The following is a 15,842-nucleotide window of genomic DNA, read 5'->3' on the forward strand; positions in this document are numbered from 1 at the left end:
GGTTCAGGCCGCGCTGCGCCGGTCGGACAAGGCGGGAAGGTCGCGCCCGGTGCCGGTCGCCTTGCGCACGGCGTCGAGCTCGGCGGCGGTGCGCCTCACCTCGCGGCCGGCACGCCGCGCGGCGCTGCGGTAGCGGCCCTGCTTCACCCAGACCGCGACGCCGCCGAACAGCACGCCGAGGATCAGCGCGGTGAACACCACGATGTAGAGCGGCGCCTGCACGCTGAGCGAGTCCACGCCGCCGAACGGATCAATCACCAGCGCGACCGGATGCCGGTTGGCCACCGCCAGCATGACCAGCACGATCGAGACCGGCAGGGCGACGACGATCAGCACGATTCGTTTCAGCACAGCATGCTCCCGGGCGGCCGGAGCGCCGCCTCACCGCAGTTCAGAAAGCCCGTCCTCGCAGGACGGGCGGCCGACGCATCGACGTGTTGCGTCAGGCCTATTCCAGGTCGACGCCATCATTGAGGCGCTCGCGCATTTCCTTGCCGGTCTTGAAATAGGGCACGGCCTTGCCGTCCACCGCGACATGCGCGCCGGTGCGGGGATTGCGACCCGTGCGGGCGGGGCGGCTTTTCACCGAGAACGCGCCGAAACCGCGCAGTTCCACCCGGTCGCCGCGCGCCAGCGCCGCCACGATCTCATCCAGGATCGCATTCACGATATTCTCGACGTCGCGCTGATAAAGGTGCGGGTTTGCCTCCGCAATCCGCTGCACTAGCTCAGACTTGATCATCGACGCTCCGCCCCCTTGATTACGCCCGGATCGCCGCAAATCCGAAAACGTCATATTTTGGAAAAACTTGGCCTGTCCCGTCCCTCAATGAGGGTGCCAGAGGGCCAATAGACCGTCAAGGCGTAGCTGAGCGGCGGCGCCCTCGGCGGAGCCCAGCAGGATCTGGCCGATTTCCGCCATGCCGGCCAAGGACATAAGGCGGATCGACGCCCCGCGCAGCCAGCCGAATTCGTCCCCCGCCCGCCCGGTCCGCCAATCGCGCACCGGCAGATCGGCCGAGACCTGGCGCTCGCGGGCGAGCCAGGCACGGGCGGTGCGCTCGTCGCCGAGCTCGTCGACGAGGCGCAGCGGGAGGCCCTGATGGGCGGTGAACACCCGCCCGTCGGTGACTTCCGCAAGCTTGTCTCCGGAGAGCAGGCGCCGCTCGGCCACCAATTCGCGGAACCAGTCATAGCTGTCGCTCACCAGCGAGGCGACGGCGGCGCGCGCGGCCTCGCTCGGCGGCTCGAACATGTTGGGCGCCGCCTTGAGCGGAGACGACTTGATCTCCTCATAGGAGATGCCGAGCGTCTTCATCGCCTCGGCGAAATTCGGGAACTGGAAGATCACCCCGATCGAACCGACCAGCGCGTTGCGCGGGGCGACAATATGGTCGGCGCCCATGGCGGCGATATAGGCGCCCGAGGCCGCCATGCCTTCCACCACCGCCACCACCGGCATGCGCTCGGAGAGCCGGCGCAGCCCGTCATACAGCGCCTGCGAACCGACCACCGTGCCGCCGGGGCTGTCGATCGACAGGATGACCGCGCGGGCGCCGGAGCGGCCGATCGATTCCAGCAGCTCCAGCCGCTCGCGCTCGTTGCGGATGACGCCGCCGATCTTGACGCGGGCGACATGGGGGGCGGCGCGCGGCAGCAGCGCGCCTTCATTGACATAGGCGAACAGCCCGGCCCCGCCGAGCACCAGCACGAGCAGCGCAAAGACACGCCAGAAGCTGACCCGCCGCCGCAGCCGGCGCTTTGCCAGCACCTCGTCGACCTCGATCGCGCGATTTGCCATGTGGCCGTCCGCCTCTTTGCTTCGCCGCCCGCTCAGGAAGTAAAGGCCGCGCGGCGGGGTGGCAAGGGGAGACGCCGACGCAGGGAGCCGCCCGAGGCCGGCGAAGCAGACGGATAACGCTTTCAGCCGCCGTGCTTTTCCAGGAACGCCTCGATGGCGAGCCCGCGAAAATCCTCCAGCGCGGTGCGTAGCCGGGCATGGTCCCAGTCCCACCACGCCAGCGCCTGCAGCCGGTCGGCGATGGGCTCGGGAAAGCGCATCCGCACCACGCGCGCCGGCACCCCGGCGACGATGGCATAGGCCGGGACGTCCTTGGTCACCACCGCCCCGGCCGCGACCACCGCGCCGTCGCCGATGCGGCGGCCCGGCAGCACGATGGCGCCGTGGCCGATCCAGACGTCATGGCCGACGATCACCGGCTGCGCGCGGCGCCAGCCGAAGAAATCGGGTTCGTCCTGCGCATCGTCGAAATAGGCCGAGGCGCGATAGGTGAAATGCGACTGGCTGGCGCGCTGCATCGGGTGGTTGCCCGGATTGAGGCGCGTCATCGCGGCGATGGAGACGAAGCGGCCGATGCGCGAATAGGCGATGTCGGAATCGTTCACGACATAGGAATAGTCGCCCAGCTCGCATTCCAGCAGCTTGGTGCGCGCGCCGACCTGAGTGTAGCGGCCGAGCGTCGATGCCGCGACCTGCGCGCTGGGATCGATCACGGGGTCGAGGCCGAGCTTCATGTCCTCAGCTCCCGAACGGGTAGCGCGCCAGCACCCGGAACGGACCGTCCTCCTGCCGATACAGCGAGATCTCGGAGACGATCAGCGGCCCGTCGGCCCCGCTCATCGCGAATAGCTCGGCGAGTTCCGCCTGGGCGCGGGCGCGGGCCTCGTCGTCCAGCGGGCCGGTCAGCGTCATGTGGAAGCGGAAATCGTCGAACACGTAAGGGTAGCCCCAGCGGTCGAGATATTCCTGCTGGCGCGCGGTGAGAGGGGCGCGCAGCCGCTTCTCGCGCTCGGCCGCCGACATCGGCGCGCGGAATTCGTCGAAGGCGGTCACCGCGCTCGCCGCCAGCCGGTCCAGCGCCGCGCAGGTCGATACCGTCTTCAGCGCGAGGAAGCGGCCGAGCGTGACCAGTTGCACGCCCGCGCAGGCAAAGCGCGCGCGATCCCCGGCGAAGCGCTGGCAGACCGCGCGCAACTCGGCCTCCTCTCGGCCCGGCGCGAGGCGGAACGGGGCCTTCAGCGTGCCGTGGAAACCGTAGCGGCGCGGCTCGCTCGTCACCTCGCGCCAGTCCTGCGCCTCGAAGCGGCGCATGGCGGGTGGGCTCAGATCGCGCCCGGTCTCGGCATCGTAGCCGATGATCGAGGAGCCGAAGCGCCAGAGCGGGCTCTGCGCCGGCGGCGCGAAATAGATCGCGTAGCGGGGTTCAGCCATCAGCCTTCTCGCGCCTTCAGAACACGCGCCGCCCGCGCCGCGCGACCTCATGCACGACGGGCGTTTCCTCGACGAGGGAGAACCGGACCAGATCGGCCGCGAGGCCCGGCGCCAGCCGGCCGCGATCCTCCAGCCCGGCGAGCCGCGCCGGCGCACGGGTGACGAGCGACAGGGCCTGCGCCATATCGAGGCCCGAGGTCCGGGTCAGCGACACCGCGGCCTGAAGCAGGCTGGCCGGCACATAGTCGGAGGCGAGCGCGTCGAGCAGCCCCTCGGCCGCCAGATCGCGCATCGAGACGCCGCCGGAATGCGAGAAGCCGCGCACCACATTCGGCGCGCCGCCAATGGTGGCCAGCCCCGCCTCATGCGCGGCGCGGGCGGCCTCGACCGTGGTCGGGAACTCGGAAATGGTGCAGCCGGCCTCCAGCGCCTCGGCGACATGGGCCGGCGTGGTGTCGTCATGGCTCGCCAGCACGATGCCGCTGCCGGAAAACAGCGCCACCATCGAGGCGTAATTGCCGGCCACCGCCGCGCGGCCGCGCTCGGCGCGGGCCGACAGCTCCTCGTCGATCTCGCGCGCGTTCTTGCCGACACCGGAGAGATAGACCTTGAGATGCTCGACATTGCGCCACTGCCGCGCGCCGGGCGTGTGGTCCATCAGCGAGGCAAGGCCAAGCTCGGGATGCGCGATCGCGGCGTCCACCAGCTCCGGCAGCGTCGGATCGGTCAATTCGCAGCGCAGATGGACGCGGTGCTCGATGCGGAACAGGCCGCGCGCCGCGCCCTCGCCCACCACGTCCAGCATCACCGGGTACAGCGCGCGGCGCTCCGCCTTGGCCTGGTCGAAGCCGCCGGCGCAGATCGCGTCGAACACGGTGGTGACCCCGGCGCCGGCCATCTGCGCGTCATGAGCGAGCGCGGCGGCGCGGGCATCGGGCCACACCACCTTGGGACGCGGCAGGAAATGGCCTTCCAGCGCGTCGGTGTGCAGGTCGATCAGCCCCGGCGCGAGATAGGCGCCCTCGCAGTCGCGGGCCGCCGCCAGATGCGAGCGCCCCTCGTCGACCGCGCGGATGGTGCCGTTCTCATGGACCAGCGTGCCGGTGACGACGCGATCCTCCAGAACGAGGCGGGCATTGGTCAGAATCGATTCCATGGATCCTCTTCCTCGCCGCGCCTCTCGCATGAGGATGTGACCGTACCGTGAAGCCGGGGCTAGATACCTGCCGCCCCGCCATCGGCGCGCGGGTCGTGCGTGCCTTCCAGCCCGGCCTTGCCGGGATGCAGGACGATGGCGCCGGCATGGCCCATCGTGCCGGCATAGGGCGCGTCGAGAACCTCCACCTCGTGGCCGGCGCGCGCGAGCTGTTCGACCAGGGTCGAATCGAGCGCGCCTTCCAGCTTGAGGCTGACCGAGGGCGAGCCCCAGGTGCGGCCGAGCACCCAGCGCGGGCGCGCCACCGCCTCGCCGAGCGGGGCGCCGAACAGGGCGTAGCGGCTGAGCACCGCGGCATTGGTCTGCGGCTGGCCCTCCCCGCCCATGCAGCCGAAGGACACCACCCGCCCGTCCGGCAGCGCGGCGAAACAGGGATTGAGCGTGTGGAACGGCCGGCGGCCCGGCTCCAGCGGGTTCACCGCCTCAGGATCCAGCGAGAAGCTGGAGCCGCGATTCTGCATGAGCACGCCGGTCGCCGGCAGAGCGAGGCCGGAGCCGAACTCCCAGTAGATCGACTGGATGTAGGACACCATCAGCCCGCTCGAATCGGCGGCGCCGAGCCAGATCGTGTCTCCCGGCGCGGCGCGGTGCGGCCACGGCGCGGCGCGCTTCGGATCGATGGCTGCCGCCTCGCGGGCGAGGCGCGCGGGGGTGAGGAACTCGGCCGGGTCATGGGCGAGGCGGCCATGGTCGGTCACCACCTTGTCGCGCACCAGGAAGGCGCGCTTGGTGGCCTCGATCAGGCCGTGGACATGGGCGAAGCCTTCCGGCTCGGTGACGCCCAGCCGCTCGAAAATGCCGAGGATCATCAGCGTGGCGAGACCCTGCGTCGGCGGCGGCGAGCCCCACAGCTCCAGGTGCTGGCCCTTGAGATGCAGCGGCGCGCGCTCGACGGCGCGAAAGGCTTCGAGATCCGCGCGCGTGATCGGGCTGCCGGCGCGCTCAAGGTCGGCAGCGATCTCGCGGCCGATATCGCCACGGTAGAAATCGTCGAGACCGGCCGCGCCCAGATGCTCCAGCATGTCGGCCACCCGCTCGAAGCGCAGCACGTCACCGGCGTGCGGCGCCTTGCCGTCCTTGAGAAACATGGCGGCGAAGCCCGGCACGTCCTTCAGCTCGTCCAGCTTCTCGGCGGTCAGCCCCGCCTGCGAGGCGCTCACCGTGACGCCCGCGCGCGCATGGTCCTTCGCCGCCTCCAGCAGGCGGCGTAGCGGCATCTTCCCGCCATGGGCCTTCGCGCTGTCCAGCGCCAGCTGCCAGCCACCGATCTGGCCGGGAACGGTGAGCGCGGCGAGCGGGCCGCGCGCGGGAATCGCGTCGTAGCCGGCGTCGCGATAGAGCGCACGCGTCGCCTTGGCGCCGGCATAGCCCGCCGCCTCGATATAGCGGATGCGCCCGGAGGGCTCGCGGATCAGCCAGAAGCCGTCGCCGCCGAACTGGGTCATGTGCGGATAGGCCACCGCGATGGCCGCCGCCGCCGCAAGCGCGGCCTCGACCGCGTTGCCGCCCTCCTCCAGCACCGTGCGCCCGGCCTCGACCGCCGCCCAATGCGGCGCCGCGACCATGCCCCGCCCGGCGCGGACGCTCTCGTGACCCTGACCTGCCATCTCACTCTCTCCCGGACCTGTTATCGTGGCGGAGCCCCGCGATGTGACCCGCCTGGCTTGACCCGCGCGGCGCGGCATAGCAGGTTGCGCCCCGCCAATTAAGCGGAATGGAACTGATGAGCACGGGCCGACGCATTCGCTGGGACAATGTGAGCACGGTGGTGAGCGCCACCATCCTCGTGGGTGTCGAGTTCCTCGGCGCCGGCCTCGCGCTGGGCTGGGCAATCGCCGCGCTGTTCGAGGCGAGCCTGGTCTGGGAGATCATCTTCGAGGGCGCGTTCGCCGTGATCGCGTTCTACGCGATCTGCCGCTTCTTCATCCGCGCCAAGGGAATCGAGCCCTTCGTCGAGGGCTGAGGCCGGCCGCGCCTGCGCGTGACAGTGCGACGGGTTTGATGGCCGGGCCCCCCCCGGCCGTTGTCGTTTTTGGTACCCCGTTCCATCCCGAGCCAACCCTTAGCCGGCGCACGGAAAAAACTTGAAAAACCCGCTTGCATGTGACGGCGGAAATCCATACATCACCACTCGCCCAATATTCGCACGTGCCTGTGGTCGCGTGCCGATCGGCGGAAGTCCGGACAAGAGGCCGGAAAGTCGCCAGGAAGATCGGTAGCCGGAGGCGAAACCGGCGCACCTCGCTCTCAGCGGGGAACGTGACTTGAAGCAACGACGTAGCGGGCTTTTTTAGTCTCAGTCGGCCCTCCAAAGGTCGGCGACACTGAAGAGGCACTACTTCTTGCCGGGCGTGCGGTCGGGTCTCCCGTACCAAGCGATGGCATCGGACGAACGAGAGCGCTCTCCACATGCGCCCCCGAACGCATCCGTGCCACGGCTCCATACCAACCGGCCTTGCGGCAAAAACCGTGCGGCCGGCGAACGGATGCGCATTCTCGCCACGAGCGCGGCACACTCACGCCGCGGGCGGGTGTTCGCATCCATCGTCCTGGGTCGAAGCTTTGAAGGTTTGTGGAGAGCGCCATGACCGACCGTATCCGCGAGTTCCTGCGCAACCGACGTGAGGACGGCCCCTGCGTCGTCGTCGATCTCGACGTGGTTCGTTCCAACTACGCCGCGTTTGCGCGCGCGCTGCCGGATACCCGCGTGTTCTACGCGGTGAAGGCGAACCCCGCCCCGGAAATCCTGAGCCTGCTCGCCGAGCTGGGCTCGTGCTTCGACTGCGCCTCGGTGGCCGAAATCCAGATGGCGCTGGCCGCCGGCGCGACCGCGGACCGCATCTCCTATGGCAACACCATCAAGAAGGAGCGCGACATCGCGCGCGCCTTCGAGCTGGGCGTGCGCCTGTTCTCGGTCGACTGCACGGAAGAGGTCGAGAAGATCGCCCGCGTCGCCAGCGGCTCGAAGGTGTTCTGCCGCATCCTGTGCGACGGCGCCGGCGCCGAATGGCCGCTCTCCCGCAAGTTCGGCTGCGAGCCGGACATGGCGGTCGACGTGCTGGAGCATGCCCACCGCCTCGGGCTTGAGGCCCACGGCATCTCCTTCCATGTCGGCTCGCAGCAGAAGAACGTCGAAGCCTGGGACGGCGCCCTCGCCTCCGCCTCGGCGATCTTCCATGAATGCGCGCTGCGCGGCTTCTCGCTGAGCCTGGTCAATCTCGGCGGCGGCTTCCCGACCCGCTACCTGCAGGACGTGCCGGCGGCGGAAGCCTATGGCGAGGCGATCTTCCGCGCCCTGTCGCGGCATTTCGGCAACTCGATCCCGCAGACCATCATCGAGCCGGGCCGTGGCATGGTCGGCAATGCCGGCCTGATCGAGGCGGAAGTGGTGCTGATCTCGAAGAAGTCCGACACCGACACGATGCGCTGGGTCTATCTCGACATCGGCAAGTTCGGCGGCCTCGCCGAGACCATGGACGAATCGATCCGCTACCCGATCCGCACCCCGCGCGATGGCGACACGACCGAGCCCTGCGTGCTCGCCGGCCCGACCTGCGATTCGGCCGACGTGATGTACGAGAAGGATCCGGTCTACCTGCCGGTCTCGCTCGCCATCGGCGACAAGGTGCTGATCGAGGCCACCGGCGCCTACACCACCACCTATTCGGCGGTGGCGTTCAACGGCTTCGACCCGCTCCGATCCTACGTGATCTGAGCCCGGCCAAAAGCTGGTCTCAGATCACCTGTGACCCGGACCGGAGACGGTCCGGGCGCCTTTCGGCCCGGCGGGCCGAGGGGCGGTCCTGCTCCGCCGGCGGCCTCGCCGGCAGGGCATCCTGAACGAGGGTTCAGGCGAGCGTGACGGGCGGCGCCAAGCCGCCAGAGCGGAACAACCCCGCCGCACGGGACTTTCACAATTCCCTTTCACCTCTTTTGCCCGACGATCCGGGTGTTTGAGGCCGCCATGACCTACACCTTCGCCGCCGCCGACATCACCGCTCCCGTCGTCACCGCCCCCGCGCCCGTGATCTCGCTGGAGACTTCGGCCGACATCGCCCAGCGCGAGGCGCTGCTGGATCTGGCCTTCGGCCGCGCCGCGCGTCTTGCCAAGCCCTCGGAGCGCCTGCGCGAAGGCCGGCTGCCGGCCAAGGGCCTCGCCTTCGCCGCCCATGGCGCGGACGGGCGCGTGGTCGGCACGCTGCGGCTGTGGCACGTCACGGCGGGCCCCGCGCGCCCGGCGCTGCTGCTCGGCCCGCTGGCGATCCACCCGTGGTTCCGTTCCATGGGTCTCGGCGCGGCGATGATGACCACCGCGATCTGCGAGGCGAGCCGGCTCGGCCATGGCGCGATCCTGCTGGTCGGCGACGCGCCCTATTATGCGCGGTTCGGCTTCGACGCCACGCTGACCGAGGGCCTGTGGCTGCCGGGCGCGTTCGACCGCAACCGCTTCCTCGGGCTGGAGCTCACCCCCGGCGCGCTTTCCGGCGCGCGGGGTCTGGTGAGCGCCACCGGCGAGGAAATCGCCAGCCCGAGCCTCACCGAGCTGATCGTGCGCGAGGAAGAAGGCGCGCTGAAGCGCATCGCGTAAGCCGTATGGCGCCCTCTCCTCCGACGGGAAGAGGGCGCACCAAATTCCCATCGGAGGGATGCGTCGAGCCTCTCCCTGCGTTCTCCTGCGAAGGATCGAGCGCGGGCGCGCGGCTCCGCGTCCCTCCGTCCCTTCGGACGGGATGGGGTCGAGCGCCGCCGGGTTCCCCTCAAACGGGTCAGAACTCGACGTCGAGCTCCTCCATCTCGTCCGGCTCCTCCACCGCGTCCTTGCTCCACTCCACCATGGCGGGGTGGGCGAGCATGAGCGTGCAATAGGCCTTGGACGCGGCGTCGAGCTTCACGTCATAGGTGGTGAAGCGCGAGCAGACCGGCGCGTACATCGCGTCCGCCATGGTCGGCGTCTTGCCGAACAGATAAGGCCCGCCATAGGTCTCGAAGCACTCCGACCAGATGGCGAGGATGCGCGCAATGTCCGCCTGCGCCCCGGTCCAGACCTTGAAGCCCGGATGGCGCGCCTTGATGTTCATCGGCAAGGCCGAGCGCAGATTGGCAAAGCCGGAATGCATCTCGCCGCTGATCGAGCGGCAATGCGCCCGCGCTGCCTTATCCGTGGGCAGAAGCCCGGCATCTGGCTTCAGTTCGTGCAGGTATTCGGCGATCGCCAGCGTGTCCCAGATCCGCAGCCCCTCATGATCGAGACGCGGCACCAGGAAGGACGAGGATTGCAACAGCAGCTCGGCGCGGATGCTGGGATCGTCTGCCGAGACACGCGCCTCGGCGATCTCCAGCCCCGCCATCCGGCACAGCAGGAAACCGCGCAGCGACCATGAGGAATAGTTCTTGCTACTGAGCGTCAGCACGGCGTCGGGCGCCGGGGCGGCGGCCTTCGGCTTCTTCGCGGGCGCGGGTTTGGGGTCGGCCGCCGCTTTCGCGGCAGGCGTCTTCGTCTTGGTGGCCGGCGTCTTCGCCTTGGCGGACGTCGCCCCCGATCCGGATGCGGGCTTGGATGCGGAAGTGGGGGCGGGCATGTGCGAAGGTCCTGTCCGGGGTCAGCGAGGGAAGATGAACGCGGCATCGGCAATCACTATTCGTGCCATTCCGGATACGTTCCCCGATTACCGGCAGCGGGGGGCGCGGCGCCCGCAGGATTTGCATGACGAAAGCGCGACAATCGTCGTATCGTCGCCTCCCCGTAACTGTTCTAGCCTTGGCTTTGGACGCCCCGTCCCGGCCCTCGCTCACAGAGCCTCACGCGCACGAGCCTCACGCATATGATCTATGCCGCCTATCAGGCTCAGGCCGACCTGCTCGATCCGCTGCGCAGCGCCGCACGCATGTCCCGCCGCATGATGAACACGGCGTGGGGCGCGAACTGGGGCGCCGGCTTCGGCCAGAACGCCCTGCTGCGCAATGTCAGCGCCGCGCTGGAAATGTTTGAGCGCGCCAGCCTCTCCCATGCCCGGCCGGCCTTCGGCATCGGCACGGTCGAGGTCGGCAATCGCGAGGTCGAGGTCACCGAGGAAGTGGTGGCGCGCCTGCCCTTCGGCTCGCTGCTGCGCTTCAGGAAGGACATCGACCAGCCGCAGCCGCGCATTCTGGTGGTGGCCCCGCTCTCCGGCCATTTCGCCACGCTGCTGCACGGCACGGTGAAGACGCTGCTGCCGGAAAACGACGTCTACATCACCGACTGGCACAATGCCCGCGACGTCCCGCTCAGCGAGGGCACCTTCGGCTTCGACGATTATGTCGAGCATGTCATCCGCTTCCTGGAGATCATCGGGCCGGGCGGGCACGCGCTCGCCGTGTGCCAACCCTGCGTGCAGGTGCTCGCCGCCACCGCGGTGATGGCGCAGGAGGACAATCCCGCGACGCCCCATTCCATCACGCTGATGGCCGGGCCGGTCGACACCCGCATCAACCCGACCAAGGTCAACGAGCTCGCCACCTCCAAGTCGATGGACTGGTTCGAGAAGAACCTGATCGCCACCGTACCGCCGGGCTTCCCCGGGGTGGGGCGGCGGGTCTATCCCGGCTTCGTGCAGGTCGGCGCCTTCATGGCGATGAACCTCGACCGGCACGTCAAGGCCCATGTCGAGCTGTTCGAGAACCTCGCCATGGGCGAGCACGCCAAGGCCGACACCGCCAAGAATTTCTACGACGAGTATTTCGCGGTGCTGGACCTCGCCGCGGAATTCTATCTGGAGACCATCCGCAAGGTGTTCCAGGAGCACGACCTGCCGCGCGGCGAGCTGACCTATCGCGGCGAGAAGATCGATTTCCGTGCCATCCGCCGCACCTCGCTGCTCACCGTCGAAGGCGAGCGCGACGATATCTGCGCGGTCGGCCAGACCGTGGCGGCGCAGGACATCTGCTCCGGCCTGCGCCCGCACCGCAAGCGCCACCACATGCAGGCCGGCGTCGGCCATTACGGCGTGTTCTCCGGCCGGCGCTGGCAGGGCCAGGTCTATCCGCTGGTGCGCAACCACATCCTCGCCGCCGAGGACTGAGGCCGCGCCGGCCTCCACCCCCGTTCAAGACAAGGGCGGAGCGGATCCCGGCTCATCGCTGTTGGCGATGACCGCGATCACCCGCAGGCCCGTGCGCGAACACCCTACGCTGTCACCGCCCCGTCACCATTGACGGCGCAGGCTCACGCACCCATGGTGCGCGCGTAATTTTATGTCCCTCGGAACCAAAGGAGTCCCCCCGAGAATGTCGGTTTGGCCTGTCTACGCAAAGATCGATGGTCCCATCGTGATGATCGGCTTCGGCTCGATCGGTCGCGCCACGCTTCCCCTGCTGGAGCGGCACTTCGACTTCGACAAGGAACGCCTGACCGTCATCGATCCCAAGGACGATAATCGCGCTTTGCTGGACGAACGCGGCATCCGCTTTCTCCAGACCGCGATCACGCGGGAGAATTACCGGGAGATTCTGGGGCCGCTGCTCACCACGGGCGGACGCGGTTTCCTCGTCAACCTGTCGGTCGATACCGGCTCGGTCGACATCATGACCTTCGCCCGCGAATGCGGCGCGCTCTATATCGATACCGTGGTGGAGCCGTGGCTCGGCTTCTATTTCGACAAGGACGCCACCCCCGCCAGCCGCTCCAATTACGCGCTGCGCGAATCCATGCTCAAGGCCAAGCGCGAGAATCCCGGCGGGTTGACCGCCGTGTCCTGCTGCGGCGCCAATCCCGGCATGGTGTCGTGGTTCGTCAAGCAGGCTCTGGTCGACATCGCGACCGACACCGGCCTCGATTTCACCATTCCCGTCACCCGCGAGGGCTGGGCCGATTTGATGGCCCGCGCCGGCGTCAAGGGCATCCACATCGCCGAGCGCGACACCCAGCGCGCCCGCGATCCGCGCCCCTTCGGCAAGTTCATCAACACCTGGTCGGTGGAGGGCTTCGTCTCGGAGGGTCTGCAGCCGGCCGAGCTGGGCTGGGGCACCCATGAGAAGTGGATGCCGGCGAACGGCCACACCCACAATTTCGGTTCCGGCGCCGCGATCTACCTGATGCAGGCCGGCGCCGCCACCAAGGTGCGCACCTGGTGCCCGAGCCTCGGGCCCCAGCACGGCTTCCTCGTCACCCATAACGAATCGATCTCGATCGCCGATTATTTCACCGTGCGTAACGGCGCGCAGGTGTCGTACCGACCGACCTGCCATTACGCCTATCACCCCTGCAACGACGCCGTTCTGTCCTGGCATGAGATGTTCGGCAATGAGGGCCGGTTCCAGGACGAATGGACCATCCTCACCGAGGACGAGATCGTCGACGGCCGCGACGAGCTGGGTGTGCTGCTGTTCGGCCATGAGAAGAATGCCTATTGGTACGGCTCGCAGCTCACCATTGAGGAAACCCGCAACCTGGCGCCCTACCAGACCGCGACCGGGCTTCAGGTGTCCTCCGCCGTGCTGGCCGGCATGGTGTGGGCGATCGAGAACCCCGAGGCCGGCATCGTCGAGACCGACGAGATGGACTTCCAGCGCTGCCTTGAGGTCCAGAAGCCCTATCTCGGCACGTTGAAGGGCTATTACACCGACTGGACCCCGCTGGATGGGCGCCCCGGCCTGTTCCCCGAGGACATAGACACCTCCGACCCCTGGCAGTTCCGCAACATTCTGGTGCGCTGACCGCCGGGCCCACGTAGCGCCTCACCCCGGCTCATCGGCGCGCCGGGGTGAGGCCGATCCGGCCACGAGGCCGTGACCTCCGCGCCGGTTGGAAAGCCCGGCGCGAGGGCCTATAAGCTCGGCGATCCCCTCAGGCGAGGCATGCCGATGAACAAGGCCGTCCCGGTGCCGCGCGGCGCCGATCCCGTCACTTCCACCCTGCCCCCCGGCCATCCCCCGGTCGCCTATGGGCGGATCGGCGTGCTCATCGTCAATCTCGGGACGCCGGACGGCACCGATTACTGGTCGATGCGCCGCTATCTGCGCGAATTCCTCTCCGACCGCCGCGTCATCGAGGTCAACCGCGTCCTGTGGTGGTTCCTGCTGAACGTCGTGATCCTGTCCAGGCGCCCGCAGGCCAAGGGCAAGGATTACGAGACCATCTGGAACAAGGAGCGGAACGAGGGTCCGCTGCGCACCATCACCCGCGCGCAGTCCGAGAAGCTGTCCGCCGCGCTGGCCCCGCTCGACCGGCGCCTCGTCGTCGACTGGGCGATGCGCTACGGCAACCCCTCCATCGCCTCGCGCATCGAGGCGCTGCAGAAAATTGGCTGCGAGCGCATCCTGCTGGTGCCGCTCTATCCGCAATATGCCGCCGCCACCTCGGCCACGGTGTGCGACGCCGCCTTCGACCAGCTCAAGAAGATGCGCTGGCAGCCGGTGCTGCGCGTCGCCCCGCACTGGCCCGACGAGCCGGCCTATATCGAAGCGCTGGCCAATTCCATCACCACCGAGCTGGCGAAGCTCGACTGGGAGCCGGAACTGGTGCTCGCCTCGTTCCATGGCATTCCCAAGAGCTATTTCGTGAAGGGCGACCCCTACCAGTGCTATTGCCACCAGACCACGCGGCTGGTGCGCGAGAAGCTCGGTTGGCCGGAAGGCAAGCTGAAGCTCACCTTCCAGTCGCGCTTCGGCAAGGAGGAATGGCTCCAGCCCTATACCGACAAGACCGTGGAGGCGCTGGCGAAGTCCGGCGTGAAGAAGCTCGCGGTCATCACCCCCGGCTTCGTTGCCGACTGCCTGGAGACGCTGGAGGAGATCGGCGGCGAGAATGCCGAGATCTTCCTGCACAATGGCGGCGAGAAGTTCCACTTCATCCCCTGCCTCAATGATTCGGACGGCGGCATGGCGGTGCTGGAGGCTGTGGTGAAGCGCGAGCTGCGCGGCTGGGTCGACCTCGACTGAGGCGCCCGCCCGACGCTGCGTATCAGCGCGAAACCAAACGTGTTTTGCCTCGAAGGTCGTGGTCCGGCGAGGAAGGTTCCCCCAGCGATCCAACGCGGAGAACCTCTCGTGTCCGACAGCGCCACACCCGCCCGCAGCCAGATGCAGAAGATGCTTGCGGGCGAGCTCTATCACGCCGCCGATCCCGAGATTCAGGCCGCGCAGGCCGAGGCGGCGGCCTTTATGGCGCGGTTCAACGCCGCGCTCGGCCAGCCGCAGGCGGAGCGGGATGCGATCCTGCGCGCGCGGCTCGGCGCGATGGGCGACGGCTCCACCATCCGCCCGCCCTTCCATTGCGACTACGGCTTCAACATCCGCCTCGGCGCCGGGGTGTTCCTGAATTTCGACTGCGTAATCCTCGACGTGGTGGAGGTGACCATCGGCGACGCCACCCAGATCGCGCCGGGTGTGCACATCTACACCGCCGACCACCCGCGCGACCCAGCCACCCGCGCCACCGGCCTCGAATTCGGACGGCCGGTGAAGATCGGCCGCAATGTCTGGATCGGCGGCGGCGCCATCATCCTGCCGGGCGTGACCATCGGCGACGACGCGGTCATCGGCGCGGGAGCCGTGGTGACGAAGGACGTCCCGGCCGGGGCGACGGCGCTGGGGAATCCTGCGCGGGTGCGGGGCTGAGAATAAAATACCGCTCGCCACCATCTTTGATTGCATATCCATTTATGCAACTCAAAATGGTGGTATCAATGGACCAGTTCCTCTTTTTGCGCGATTGGGCAAAACGGCACCCCAACGAATCGGCGCTGATCATGGCTGGCGTCGCGCTGGCCGCCGCCGCTGCCGCTGTCGGCCAGTTCGTCGACCTTCAGACCGACATTCCCACCATCCTCTTCGTGCTCGCTGGGGGGCTGGTTGTCATTCTGCTGGTGGCGATGCTGAAGGATCCGGTCATCGCCCTGCTCCTGAGATGGTTCGCGCTGCTTCTTGCGACAGGTTGGGTCGTACTGTTCGCCTTCAACACGCTGCGTCCGGGCTGGCGCGAGATGGACTGCCTCGTCTATTTCTGGCGCTCCTGTCGTGTCGTCGCCGATGAGGCCGCCCCTCCGCCGACAGCTTCCGGCGTCGAATGGCTCTCGGGTACACCCGCCGTCCCCAACGCCCCCGCGGCGGCGGCTTCGATCCCGGTCTTCACGCAGTTCGCCGGTTTCAACCGCGACGATATTCGCGTCGTGATGGGCGAACTCGCCAAGGCCGGCTGGAACATGCAGGGCCTCAGCCGCGGCGGCGAGCGGACGACCGCGGCGGCTCGGCAGTGGGAGATTCGCTATTCCGGCGATCTCGAACCCTTGGCGAAGGCGCTCGCCGCGAGTCTCCGGCAAAGCCTCGCCAATGCGAAGCAGCCGGCAAAGCCGCTCAATGTGGTGTCCAGCCCGCGCGTGGCGCCGGGACGGCTGGAAATCTGGATCTCTCTCTAATCGT

The 15,842-nt window shown here is 68.3% G+C and carries 16 protein-coding genes; 8 read left to right on the forward strand and 8 right to left on the reverse strand.

What is annotated here, in order from left to right:
- Positions 1-3: 3 nt before the first annotated feature.
- From VRZ77_RS12465 to VRZ77_RS12495, 7 genes are all read right to left on the reverse strand, one after another.
- Entirely contained in the window at positions 4-351 is a 348-nt protein-coding gene (locus VRZ77_RS12465) for a LapA family protein (protein ID WP_414592978.1), read from the reverse strand.
- Positions 352-448: 97 nt separating this feature from the next.
- Positions 449-742, reverse strand: coding sequence for an integration host factor subunit beta (gene ihfB / locus VRZ77_RS12470; RefSeq protein WP_029351613.1), 294 nt, complete (start codon positions 740-742; stop codon positions 449-451).
- An 84-nt stretch (positions 743-826) separates the two neighbouring features.
- Positions 827-1,801 carry a signal peptide peptidase SppA gene (gene sppA, locus VRZ77_RS12475; RefSeq protein ID WP_414592979.1) on the reverse strand — a complete coding sequence of 325 codons (975 nt, stop codon included), beginning with the start codon at positions 1,799-1,801 and terminating at the stop codon, positions 827-829.
- Between the two features lie 122 nt (positions 1,802-1,923).
- On the reverse strand, positions 1,924-2,535 hold the full coding sequence (locus tag VRZ77_RS12480; protein WP_414592980.1) for a DapH/DapD/GlmU-related protein: 612 nt from the start codon (positions 2,533-2,535) through the stop codon (positions 1,924-1,926).
- 4 nt (positions 2,536-2,539) lie between these two features.
- Entirely contained in the window at positions 2,540-3,232 is a 693-nt protein-coding gene (locus VRZ77_RS12485) for a DUF1045 domain-containing protein (protein WP_414592981.1), read from the reverse strand.
- 16 nt (positions 3,233-3,248) lie between these two features.
- Positions 3,249-4,388, reverse strand: a complete 1,140-nt coding sequence (locus VRZ77_RS12490) for an alpha-D-ribose 1-methylphosphonate 5-triphosphate diphosphatase (RefSeq protein WP_414592982.1) — start codon at positions 4,386-4,388, stop codon at positions 3,249-3,251.
- A 59-nt stretch (positions 4,389-4,447) separates the two neighbouring features.
- Positions 4,448-6,055 (reverse strand): gamma-glutamyltransferase family protein, encoded by a 1,608-nt coding sequence (locus VRZ77_RS12495; protein WP_414592983.1) that lies wholly within the window; start codon positions 6,053-6,055, stop codon positions 4,448-4,450.
- A 116-nt stretch (positions 6,056-6,171) separates the two neighbouring features.
- Between VRZ77_RS12495 and VRZ77_RS12500 the strand changes: the two genes are divergently transcribed.
- The 3 genes from VRZ77_RS12500 to VRZ77_RS12510 all read left to right on the forward strand — a co-directional run bounded on the left by VRZ77_RS12500 (position 6,172) and on the right by VRZ77_RS12510 (position 9,036).
- A complete protein-coding gene (locus VRZ77_RS12500; RefSeq protein WP_414592984.1) occupies positions 6,172-6,411 on the forward strand; it encodes a hypothetical protein in 240 nt (79 codons plus the stop codon).
- A 621-nt stretch (positions 6,412-7,032) separates the two neighbouring features.
- Positions 7,033-8,163: a type III PLP-dependent enzyme gene (locus VRZ77_RS12505; RefSeq protein WP_414592985.1), complete on the forward strand. Its 1,131-nt coding sequence runs from the start codon at positions 7,033-7,035 to the stop codon at positions 8,161-8,163.
- Between the two features lie 249 nt (positions 8,164-8,412).
- Complete coding sequence (locus VRZ77_RS12510) at positions 8,413-9,036, forward strand: GNAT family N-acetyltransferase (RefSeq protein ID WP_414592986.1); 624 nt, start codon at positions 8,413-8,415, stop codon at positions 9,034-9,036.
- 178 nt (positions 9,037-9,214) lie between these two features.
- Here the strand turns inward: VRZ77_RS12510 and VRZ77_RS12515 are convergent, their stop codons facing one another.
- Positions 9,215-10,027, reverse strand: a complete 813-nt coding sequence (locus VRZ77_RS12515; protein ID WP_414592987.1) for a glutathione S-transferase — start codon at positions 10,025-10,027, stop codon at positions 9,215-9,217.
- 243 nt (positions 10,028-10,270) lie between these two features.
- On the opposite strand from VRZ77_RS12515, the gene VRZ77_RS12520 reads away from it, so the two are divergent.
- From VRZ77_RS12520 to VRZ77_RS12540, 5 genes are all read left to right on the forward strand, one after another.
- The gene (locus tag VRZ77_RS12520) at positions 10,271-11,506 is read left to right on the forward strand and encodes a polyhydroxyalkanoate depolymerase (RefSeq protein WP_414592988.1); all 1,236 of its coding nucleotides are present in this window, start codon (positions 10,271-10,273) and stop codon (positions 11,504-11,506) included.
- A 205-nt stretch (positions 11,507-11,711) separates the two neighbouring features.
- Positions 11,712-13,139, forward strand: a complete 1,428-nt coding sequence (locus tag VRZ77_RS12525) for a homospermidine synthase (protein ID WP_241620992.1) — start codon at positions 11,712-11,714, stop codon at positions 13,137-13,139.
- A 147-nt stretch (positions 13,140-13,286) separates the two neighbouring features.
- Positions 13,287-14,363, forward strand: a complete 1,077-nt coding sequence (gene hemH, locus VRZ77_RS12530; RefSeq protein ID WP_414592989.1) for a ferrochelatase — start codon at positions 13,287-13,289, stop codon at positions 14,361-14,363.
- A 141-nt stretch (positions 14,364-14,504) separates the two neighbouring features.
- Positions 14,505-15,041, forward strand: coding sequence for a sugar O-acetyltransferase (locus VRZ77_RS12535; protein WP_414593013.1), 537 nt, complete (start codon positions 14,505-14,507; stop codon positions 15,039-15,041).
- Between the two features lie 68 nt (positions 15,042-15,109).
- The gene (locus VRZ77_RS12540; RefSeq protein ID WP_414592990.1) at positions 15,110-15,838 is read left to right on the forward strand and encodes a hypothetical protein; all 729 of its coding nucleotides are present in this window, start codon (positions 15,110-15,112) and stop codon (positions 15,836-15,838) included.
- Positions 15,839-15,842 lie beyond the last annotated feature (4 nt).

It is taken from the genome of Ancylobacter sp. G4_0304 (assembly GCF_047501495.1).
GTDB lineage: Bacteria > Pseudomonadota > Alphaproteobacteria > Rhizobiales > Xanthobacteraceae > Ancylobacter.

Coding starts and splice junctions, on each gene's coding strand:
- hemH (WP_414592989.1), top strand. CDS start 13,287: ATGAACAAGGCCGTCCCGGTGCCGCGCGGCGCCGATCCCGTCACTTCC.
- VRZ77_RS12515 (WP_414592987.1), bottom strand. CDS start 10,027: ATGCCCGCCCCCACTTCCGCATCCAAGCCCGCATCCGGATCGGGGGCG.
- VRZ77_RS12505 (WP_414592985.1), top strand. CDS start 7,033: ATGACCGACCGTATCCGCGAGTTCCTGCGCAACCGACGTGAGGACGGC.
- VRZ77_RS12520 (WP_414592988.1), top strand. CDS start 10,271: ATGATCTATGCCGCCTATCAGGCTCAGGCCGACCTGCTCGATCCGCTG.
- VRZ77_RS12540 (WP_414592990.1), top strand. CDS start 15,110: ATGGACCAGTTCCTCTTTTTGCGCGATTGGGCAAAACGGCACCCCAAC.
- sppA (WP_414592979.1), bottom strand. CDS start 1,801: ATGGCAAATCGCGCGATCGAGGTCGACGAGGTGCTGGCAAAGCGCCGG.
- VRZ77_RS12490 (WP_414592982.1), bottom strand. CDS start 4,388: ATGGAATCGATTCTGACCAATGCCCGCCTCGTTCTGGAGGATCGCGTC.
- VRZ77_RS12510 (WP_414592986.1), top strand. CDS start 8,413: ATGACCTACACCTTCGCCGCCGCCGACATCACCGCTCCCGTCGTCACC.
- VRZ77_RS12495 (WP_414592983.1), bottom strand. CDS start 6,055: ATGGCAGGTCAGGGTCACGAGAGCGTCCGCGCCGGGCGGGGCATGGTC.
- VRZ77_RS12525 (WP_241620992.1), top strand. CDS start 11,712: ATGTCGGTTTGGCCTGTCTACGCAAAGATCGATGGTCCCATCGTGATG.
- VRZ77_RS12500 (WP_414592984.1), top strand. CDS start 6,172: ATGAGCACGGGCCGACGCATTCGCTGGGACAATGTGAGCACGGTGGTG.
- ihfB (WP_029351613.1), bottom strand. CDS start 742: ATGATCAAGTCTGAGCTAGTGCAGCGGATTGCGGAGGCAAACCCGCAC.
- VRZ77_RS12480 (WP_414592980.1), bottom strand. CDS start 2,535: ATGAAGCTCGGCCTCGACCCCGTGATCGATCCCAGCGCGCAGGTCGCG.
- VRZ77_RS12535 (WP_414593013.1), top strand. CDS start 14,505: ATGCAGAAGATGCTTGCGGGCGAGCTCTATCACGCCGCCGATCCCGAG.
- VRZ77_RS12485 (WP_414592981.1), bottom strand. CDS start 3,232: ATGGCTGAACCCCGCTACGCGATCTATTTCGCGCCGCCGGCGCAGAGC.